Source organism: Streptomyces sp. LS1784 (genome assembly GCF_020103755.1).
In the GTDB taxonomy this organism is placed as follows: domain Bacteria; phylum Actinomycetota; class Actinomycetes; order Streptomycetales; family Streptomycetaceae; genus Kitasatospora.
In genome coordinates, this window is record NZ_JAHSQD010000510.1 from 1 (window position 1) to 6,050 (window position 6,050).

Sequence of the window (6,050 nt, forward strand, 5' to 3'; positions counted from 1 at the left end):
CGTCGCCGAGGCCGCCCCGGGCCCAGCGGACCCCGGCCGCCGGGTGGGCGGGCTGCGGCTGCCGGGACACGGCGACCACCTGCTCGCCCGCCCCGGCCAGCAGCTCCACCAGCGTCCGGCCGATGGTGCCGGTCGCGCCCGTCACTGTGATCATTTCCGCCCCCATGAGTGAGTTAGTTGGCTGACTGAGAACTGGCTCGGGGAAGACCGTAGCCGCCTCCGCGGGCGGCTGTCTATAGTCAGTCGGATGACTGACTCAGTGAATCGCCGCGCGGCGGCGTCGCAGAAGCGCCGGCGGCTCACCGCGGCCGCGGCCCGGGTCCTGCACGAACAGGGCGTCGAACGCACCACCCTCGCCGACATCGCGCGCGAGGCGGACGTCCCGGTCGGGAACGTCTATTACTACTTCAAGACCAAGGGCGAGCTGGTCCGCGCCGCGCTCTCCGAGCACAGCGCACACCTGGACGAACTCACCGACCGGCTGGAGCAGTTGCCCGACCCGCTGGACCGCCTCAAGGCGCTGGTCGAGGCCTGGGTCGGCCGGCGCGACACCGCCGCGCGGCACGGCTGCCCGACCGGCACCCTGGCCGTCGAGCTCGACAAGCGCGCCGAAGGGGACCTCGACGCGGAGGCGGGCGCGGTGATCCGGCGGCTGCTCGACTGGGCCGCGGGCCAGTTCCGCGAGCTGGGCCTGCCCGACCCGGACGGCCTGGCGCTCACCCTGGTCGCGGGCTACCAGGGCATGTCCCTGCTCGCCAACGCCCTGCGCGACCCGGAGGTCATGACCCGCGAAGGGGCTCGCCTGCTGCGCTGGCTCGACTCCCTGCGGGCGGCGTAAGCCCCTCCGGGCGGGTTTGGCGGCCCGTCGCGGTTCCGCTCGGGGTCGTCGCGGTTTCGCTCAGGCCTGCCGCGGTTCCGCTCACGCCTGCCGCGGCTCGACCGTCGACGCGAGCGCGCCCGGCAGTTCGGCGCAGGCCGCCCGGAGTCGCCGCGCGAGGTCCGCGCGGGTGTGTCCGGACGGCTGTGCCACCCAGCCGTCCATCGCCTGGTGGAACGCGGCGACCAGCATGTCCACCGCCAGCCGGGCGCGGAGTCCGGCGCCGACCTGGGGCCCGTCGAGGGCGAACCGGCGGCTGACCGCCGACACCGCCTCCCGGGTCGTCCGCTCGCAGAAGGCCAGCCCGTGGGCGTCCATCGAGGGCGTCCGGGCGGCCAGCCGACGGCTCGCCAGGGCGCGCTCGGCCCAGCCGTCGCCCGGCATCCGGTCGATCGCCTCGGCGAGGGTCTCCTCCAGGACGGCCAGCAGCCTGCCGTCGCCCGGCGGGCGGCTCTCCAGTACCTCCAGGAACGCCGCCCACAGGTCCTGGGTGGGGGCCATCGCGACGTCTTCCTTGCTGGTGAACGCGCGGAAGAAGGTCCGCTTGGAGACCTCGACGGCCTCGCACAGCCGGTCCAGCGTCACCCCGTCGAAGCCGTGCTCGCCGAACAGCTCCAGGGCTGTGTCGATCAGTGCCTGGCGGGTGCGCAGCTTCTTGCGCTCGCGCAGCGGAAGCGTGGCGCCCGGGGTCTCGGGGGCCTGCCCGGCGCCCCGCTCCGGCGCCGTGGCGGTGGCCTTCTCGGGAGTCATCGCGGTCAGTCTAGTGGGGCCGATAGTGCCACCTGTAGGCTTATGCCACTCAGTGGCAGAATCTTGGGGAGGATCTTCCATGCGCGCACTCCTGGTCGACCGCTCGGCCCCCGGCGGCCTGCGCCTCGGCACGGCTCCGGACCCCGAACCGGCACCCCACCAGGCGCTGGTCCGGGTCACCGCGACCTCGCTCAACTACGGCGAGGTCGCCTTCGGCCTCGACACGGCCCCCGACGGCACCGTCCTCGGCTGGGACGCCGCCGGAATCGTGGAACGCGCCGCCGCCGACGGCTCCGGCCCCGCCGCGGGAACCCCGGTGGTCACCCTGATGACCGCCGGCGGCTGGGCCGAACTGCGGGCGGTGGACACCGGGTTGATCGGTTCCGCACCCGCCGGAGCCGACCTCGGCGCCCTCGCCACCATCTCGGTCGCCGCCGCCAGCGCCCTGCGCGCGCTGCACCGCATCGGTCCGCTGCTCGGCCGCAGCGTCCTGGTCACCGGCGCCACCGGCGGCGTCGGCCGCTACGCCGTCCAGCTCGCCCGGGCGGCTGGCGCGCACGTGGTCGCGTCCACCGGCTCGCCCGCCCGCAAGGGCGAACTGCTGCGCGGCCTCGGCGCCCACGAGGTGATCGCCTCTCCGAAGGAGGCCGCCGGACCGGTCGACGGTGTGGTCGACCTCGTCGGCGGCCCCCAACTGGTCGAGGCCTACCAGGCGTTGGCTCCGGGCGGCACCCTGGTCGCCGCCGGCCACAGCTCCGGGCAGGGGGAGGACTTCGCGTTCGGCGCCCTCTTCGGCGACGCGGCCCGGCACGACCGCTCGGTGGTCTCCTTCTACCTGCTCGCCTGCGCCGGCCTCGACCGCGACCTCGGCTGGCTCGCCCATCGGGTGGCGGCGGGCGAGCTGGACCCGGGCATCACCTGGCGCGGCGACTGGGACGACGCGGCCGAGGCGGTCGACGCCCTGCTCGGGCGGCGGCTGCACGGCAAGGCGGTGCTGACCATCGGCTCCTGAGGTTCCCGGGGTTCCTGAGGCTCCCGAGGCCTGCCCTCGGACCCCGTCCGGGCCCTTGCCGGGCCGCGCTCGCGCGCACCCGCCCACTCGGACGGGTCAGGAGCTGTCGCTGTGGAGCGGGATGTTGCCAAGCATGGGGACGTACGGGCCCCTCGGCCGCCGAACACCGACCAGGAGAGGGATCCTCGGTGCGTGAACTCCACAGTCCCCCCAGCCACGGCCGAACCGGCCACCGCCCGCTGCCCGGGCGCCCGCCGCTCGTCCGTTCCCCGGGCGGCGACCGGCCACCGGCCCGGAGCTGGACGGTGCAGCGCACGGTCGCGCTGATCGTGGCGGCATCCGGTGCCGTCGTGCTCGCGGCCTGCGGCAGCAGCCCGTCGGGCACGGTGGCCGGCTCACCGTCGGCCACCCCGCCCAACGCGAGCGCCTTCTCCGGCGAGCCGCCCTCCGCCATCGCCTCCGCCGCGGAGTCGCTGCTGGCCTCGGCGTCGGCCGCGGCGGCCTCGGCGGCGGTGGCCTCCTCCGAAGCCGCCGCCTCCATGTCCGCGGCGGCGTCCGCCTTCGAGGCGTCCGTCTCGGCCCAGCAGGCGATGACCAGGGAGAAGGCCACCTCGGTGCTCAGCGGGGTGCCGGACGGCGGCAACGCGGTGAACGACATCACCATCACCGGCCTCGCACGGCAGAACACCGGAGGCCTGCACGCCGTGGTCGTCACCATCCAGAACTCGGGGCTCACCACGGCCTCCTACGCGGTCCAGGTCGACTTCACCGACACCAGCGGCAAGGCCGTGGACAGCGCCGTCGTCGGTGCCGAGAACGTCCCGCCGAACGGCAAGGCCCAGCCCGTCGCCTTCAGCAGGCAGCCGGCCGACCAGACCCTCCTGCCCGTGGTGGTGAAGGCCGTCCGGTACTGAGGCCCGGTGGCTGAGGCCCGACGGCTGAGGCCCGACGGCCGAGGCCCGCCGACGCGCGGCCCCGGCCTACCGGAAGTCCGCCGCGTGATCCCGCACCCAGCTGCGGACATCGCGCGGCGGACGCCCGAGCACCTCCTGCACGGTGCCGGTCACCCGCTCCGGCTCGCGCGTGAACGACTCCCAGGCGCGCAGCCGGGCCTCCACGAACGCCGCGTTCCCCCAGGCCACCGTCAGCTGCTCACGGGCCGTCTCCGGCGGCAGTTCCTCCCACCGCACCGCGACGCCCAGTTCCTCGCCGATGATCCCGGCCAGCTCGGCGTGCGAGAGCGACTCCGGGCCGGTCACGACGTAGGCGGCGCCCTCGTGCCCGCCCTCGGTGAGCGCCCGCACCACGACGTCCGCGACGTCCCGCTCGTGCACCAGCGAACGTCGCGCCCGCCCGTACGGCCAGCGGACCACGCCCTCCCGCACCTGGTCGGCCCAGGCCAGCAGGTTGCCCGCGAAGTCGATCGCCCGGACGAAGGTCCAGCCCAGGCCCGACCGCCGGATCAGCCGCTCGACCTCCTGGTGGAAGATCACGGCCGGCTCGTCGTCGGCGAGGTCCGCCACGTCCGCCGAGAGGTAGACGACCCGCCGGGCGTGCCGGGCGATCAGCTCCACCACCCGGGGCTGCACGGGCAGCCCGGGCCACATCAGGTAGACCGCCTCCACCCCGCCGGCCAGCGCCGGCCCCAGGCTGTCGGGCTCCTTCAGGTCGCCCTGGACGGCCTCGACCCCCCTGGGGAGTCGCGTCTTCGACGCGTCCCGCACCAACGCCCGCACCTCGTGGCCGCCTTCGGCCAGCGAGGCCACAACGTGCCTGCCCACACTGCCGGTTGCGCCGATCACCAGAATCTTGGCCATGCCCGGCCCAACGCCGACCGGGCGGGGGCTATGCCCGGGCGGCTACCAGCCCGACTCCACCGGGCCGATGGCCGCCAGCCCCACCTGCCGGGCCAGCCACTCGGCGCGCTCGACGTCACCCGCGCGGAAGTGGATGAACAGCGTGTGGTCGCCCGCCGGGCGGTCGAAGTCGACGTTGCGGCTGTTGAGGGCGATCTGGACACCGGCGTCCTTGGCGCGGAGCTCCAGGCCCAGTTCGGGAACGGCCGGCCAGGCGAAGCCCTTCCAGGACAGTGAGGCGGGCGAGGAGCCGCGCAGGCCGAGGAACCTGTCCTCGATCGACCCGACGGGCTGCTCGTCCAGCTGGAACGAGAACGGGGCCAGCGCGTCCACCCGGGGATCGTCCGCCGCCAACAGCCGGCGGACTTCGTCGTGCCCGACGCTCCGCTCCCGGGTGCCCGGGTACACGTGGTCGGGAAAGGCCTCGAACAGCCGCCGGGCCTCCGCCGCCGTGAGCTCGTCCGCGTACGCGTGCACCTCCGTGGAGCGGCGGTGCACGGTGGTGCCCAGCAGCCGCCGGGCGGCGTCGTAGGCGGCCCACCGGTTGGTCGTGCGCAGGACCGGCAGGACGTTCGAGGTGCTCATGGCGGGGAGTCAAGCAGATCAGGCACGAACGGTCATGCGGATTTCCGGGCGATCACCAGCCCAGCTCCACCGGGCCGATCGGCGCCAGCCCCACCTGCCGGGCCAGCCACTCGGCGCGCTCGACGTCGCCCGCGCGGAAGTGGATGAACAGCGTGTGGTCGCCCGCCGGGTCGTCGTAGTCGAGGCTGCGGTTGTTGAGGAGGAGCTGGAGCCCGGCGTCCTTGTAGCGCGGCTCCAGGCCGAGTTCCGGGGCGGCGGGCCAGGCGAAGCCGTCCCAGGACAACTCGGCGGTGACGGTCCCGACGACGTCGAGGAACTGCTCCTCGACCGCCCCGGCAGGCCGCTCCTCCGCGCTGAAGACGAACGGAGCCGGCCCCACTGCCGCCTCCTCGCCGGGCTCCGGGTGGCCCAGGTCGCCTCGGATCCCCACGTTCTCGGGGAAGGCCGCCCGCAGCGGACGGGCCTGTACCGGGGTGAGTTGCGGCGCGTACGCCCTTACCTCGATCCCGCTGGGGGAGACGGCGAGGGCCAGCAGCCGCCGGGCGGCGTCGTAGGCGGCCCACCGGTTGGTCGTGCGCAGGACCGGCAGGACGTGCGAGGTGCTCATGGCGGGGGAGTCAAGCAGAACGGGCACGGACGGGGCACGCGGGTTTCCGGTCGGCACACGACGACGGCCCCGCCTTGCCGGCCGACGAGCCGTGGGCGTCCCGCGGATCCCGAGAGCAACGAGTTCGGCGTCCTGCCGCCGCGGTCCTCCCTCGTCGGACAGGCCCGGCCCCGGGTTACGTCACGCCGCCGTCGGGTTACGTGACGCGGTTCGCGCCCTCCCGCTGCCGGGTCCGGTAGGCGCGGGAGCGGCAGCGGGGCGAGCAGTATCGGGGCGGGCGGCCGCCCGGACGCTGGCCGTCGGGGGAGGAGGCGGGCGCCGTCAGCGGCTCGCCGCAGGCGGGGCAGGCTGCCGCCCGGACGG

The 6,050-nt window shown here is 74.9% G+C and carries 8 protein-coding genes; 3 read left to right on the forward strand and 5 right to left on the reverse strand.

Going from position 1 to position 6,050, the window contains the following annotated elements; genetic code table 11:
* Positions 1–166 (reverse strand): NAD-dependent epimerase/dehydratase family protein (locus KS423_RS36190; RefSeq protein WP_374120091.1); only part of this gene is annotated, 166 nt, incomplete at its 3' end.
* A gap of 81 nt (positions 167–247) precedes the next feature.
* Here KS423_RS36190 and KS423_RS36195 point away from each other — a divergent pair.
* Positions 248–838 carry a TetR/AcrR family transcriptional regulator gene (locus KS423_RS36195; protein ID WP_224283985.1) on the forward strand — a complete coding sequence of 197 codons (591 nt, stop codon included), beginning with the start codon at positions 248–250 and terminating at the stop codon, positions 836–838.
* An 81-nt stretch (positions 839–919) separates the two neighbouring features.
* Here the strand turns inward: KS423_RS36195 and KS423_RS36200 are convergent, their stop codons facing one another.
* A complete protein-coding gene (locus KS423_RS36200; protein WP_224283986.1) occupies positions 920–1,627 on the reverse strand; it encodes a TetR/AcrR family transcriptional regulator in 708 nt (235 codons plus the stop codon).
* Between the two features lie 79 nt (positions 1,628–1,706).
* Between KS423_RS36200 and KS423_RS36205 the strand changes: the two genes are divergently transcribed.
* A complete protein-coding gene (locus KS423_RS36205; protein ID WP_224283987.1) occupies positions 1,707–2,639 on the forward strand; it encodes a zinc-binding dehydrogenase in 933 nt (310 codons plus the stop codon).
* A gap of 305 nt (positions 2,640–2,944) precedes the next feature.
* Positions 2,945–3,553, forward strand: a complete 609-nt coding sequence (locus KS423_RS36210) for a hypothetical protein (RefSeq protein WP_224283988.1) — start codon at positions 2,945–2,947, stop codon at positions 3,551–3,553.
* 66 nt (positions 3,554–3,619) lie between these two features.
* Here the strand turns inward: KS423_RS36210 and KS423_RS36215 are convergent, their stop codons facing one another.
* The 3 genes from KS423_RS36215 to KS423_RS36225 are packed head-to-tail and all read right to left on the reverse strand — an operon-like array spanning position 3,620 to position 5,687.
* Positions 3,620–4,456: an NmrA family NAD(P)-binding protein gene (locus KS423_RS36215; RefSeq protein ID WP_224283989.1), complete on the reverse strand. Its 837-nt coding sequence runs from the start codon at positions 4,454–4,456 to the stop codon at positions 3,620–3,622.
* A 42-nt stretch (positions 4,457–4,498) separates the two neighbouring features.
* A complete protein-coding gene (locus KS423_RS36220) occupies positions 4,499–5,080 on the reverse strand; it encodes a hypothetical protein (protein ID WP_224283990.1) in 582 nt (193 codons plus the stop codon).
* A 52-nt stretch (positions 5,081–5,132) separates the two neighbouring features.
* A complete protein-coding gene (locus KS423_RS36225; RefSeq protein ID WP_224283991.1) occupies positions 5,133–5,687 on the reverse strand; it encodes a hypothetical protein in 555 nt (184 codons plus the stop codon).
* Positions 5,688–6,050: the final 363 nt, after the last annotated feature.

Coding starts and splice junctions, on each gene's coding strand:
- KS423_RS36225 (WP_224283991.1), bottom strand. CDS start 5,687: ATGAGCACCTCGCACGTCCTGCCGGTCCTGCGCACGACCAACCGGTGG.
- KS423_RS36215 (WP_224283989.1), bottom strand. CDS start 4,456: ATGGCCAAGATTCTGGTGATCGGCGCAACCGGCAGTGTGGGCAGGCAC.
- KS423_RS36195 (WP_224283985.1), top strand. CDS start 248: ATGACTGACTCAGTGAATCGCCGCGCGGCGGCGTCGCAGAAGCGCCGG.
- KS423_RS36205 (WP_224283987.1), top strand. CDS start 1,707: ATGCGCGCACTCCTGGTCGACCGCTCGGCCCCCGGCGGCCTGCGCCTC.
- KS423_RS36220 (WP_224283990.1), bottom strand. CDS start 5,080: ATGAGCACCTCGAACGTCCTGCCGGTCCTGCGCACGACCAACCGGTGG.
- KS423_RS36200 (WP_224283986.1), bottom strand. CDS start 1,627: ATGACTCCCGAGAAGGCCACCGCCACGGCGCCGGAGCGGGGCGCCGGG.